General features: G+C 58.9%; 3 protein-coding genes. 1 reads left to right on the plus strand and 2 read right to left on the minus strand.

All coding sequences use genetic code 11. The annotated features are described in order from the left end of the window. Window positions 1-278: hypothetical protein (locus EN984_RS38420; RefSeq protein WP_206517565.1), on the plus strand; the 278-nt coding region annotated here is incomplete at its 5' end. Between the two features lie 98 nt (window positions 279-376). On the opposite strand, the gene EN984_RS34700 is transcribed toward EN984_RS38420, so the two are convergent. Together EN984_RS34700 and EN984_RS34705 are read right to left on the minus strand one after the other, a co-directional pair. After that, complete coding sequence (locus tag EN984_RS34700; protein ID WP_010915421.1) at window positions 377-586, minus strand: cold-shock protein; 210 nt, start codon at window positions 584-586, stop codon at window positions 377-379. 425 nt (window positions 587-1,011) lie between these two features. Continuing rightward, window positions 1,012-1,398: glutathione S-transferase C-terminal domain-containing protein (locus EN984_RS34705; RefSeq protein WP_206517566.1), on the minus strand; the 387-nt coding region annotated here is incomplete at its 5' end.

The following is a 1,398-nucleotide window of genomic DNA, read 5'->3' on the forward strand; positions in this document are numbered from 1 at the left end:
AACTGGTGGTCAAATCTTTCTCCTGTCAGGAGCCTGTGCCGATGGAGCGAGACCGGGTCTTCGGTCAGGATCACGCACAAAGCAATACGCGCGGCGAATTCAAATTGCTGGAGCGTCCCTTAGCACGTCCAGGCCGGCGCGCAGCGCACTTTCGGCGGCAAGGCGCGCAAAATGAAAAAGGCCAGGCACCGCCTGACCTTCATGGAGCGCCGCGCAACCAGATGACATCCAAAAAGGATGCACCCGGGGATGCACGAACGCCCTTCTCATGCGCATGATATGCCGTGGAAACTCAGGTCTCCGCGGCCATGCGCCCGAATTCGCCACTCACCGGTGCCAGTACATCCGTGGTCACCGGGAGAGCTGAATTCTTTTTTCAGGCCGCCTTCAACTGGTCGGCGGACATCTTGCCCGACTTGTTGTCGCGGACCATCTCGTAGCCGAGCTTCTGGCCCTCGACGATGTCGCGCATGCCGGCGCGCTCTACGGCCGAGATGTGGACAAAAACGTCGGCCGAGCCGTCGTCAGGCTGAATAAAACCAAAACCTTTGGTGGCGTTGAACCATTTAACTGTGCCGGTGCTCATGACGAACCCTTTCCATGGCAAATATTCATTCGACGCCATGCGGATGCACAACGTTCGTTTGTCCCGATTTTTGATGTGGGAAGTTCGTCAAAGGCGCGCTCGAAAGCGCGGATAACAAAAGTCAGTCAAACAAATATCGACGATTTGCTTATAGGCTTCTTTTGGCGCGCTGTCAAATTTGCATAAAGCCACAGCTGCGGAATTCTCCCAAACCACCTGGCCAAAAACCTTGCATGACGGCAAATCGGACGCCAAACAGCGCGCTTGCGCCAACTTGAGAAAAGTTTTCCGGCATCCAGGAACCATCTGCGCAGACGCGCATTTATTCGGTGTCATCAGCAGTTCATGAGAGCAATCGAATAACAGTTGATGGCAAAGACGCCCCCCGCACGATAAAAGGTGCGAGGGGCGTTTTCGTTTGGATCCTATTCGTCCGGACCGGGTTCCGGCCACGTCTCCCTGGCCGCCTCGGCATACCAGTGGCGCATCGCCGGCGTTGCCAGCACGGCGTCGACATAGGCGCGCGTATCCGGCGCCAGCGTGCCGCCATAGGTGTCGAAACGGGTGACGACAGGCGCATACATGGCATCGGCCGCGGTGAAGTGGCCGAACAGGAACGGGCCGCCCTTGCCGTATTTTTCCCGGCACTGGCGCCACAGCGCCTCGATGCGGGCGCGTTGCGCCTCGCCCTCGGCGTCGAGCGGCTTGTGGGCCTTGGGCCGACGCAAATTCATCGGCCAGCCATAGCGAACCTCGCGAAAGCCGGAATGCATCTCGGTCGCAGCCGAACGCGCCAGCGCACGGGCGTCGAT

It is taken from the genome of Mesorhizobium sp. M7A.F.Ca.CA.004.12.1.1, assembly GCF_003997835.1.
Taxonomy (GTDB): domain Bacteria; phylum Pseudomonadota; class Alphaproteobacteria; order Rhizobiales; family Rhizobiaceae; genus Mesorhizobium.

Coding starts and splice junctions, on each gene's coding strand:
- EN984_RS34700 (WP_010915421.1), bottom strand. CDS start 586: ATGAGCACCGGCACAGTTAAATGGTTCAACGCCACCAAAGGTTTTGGT.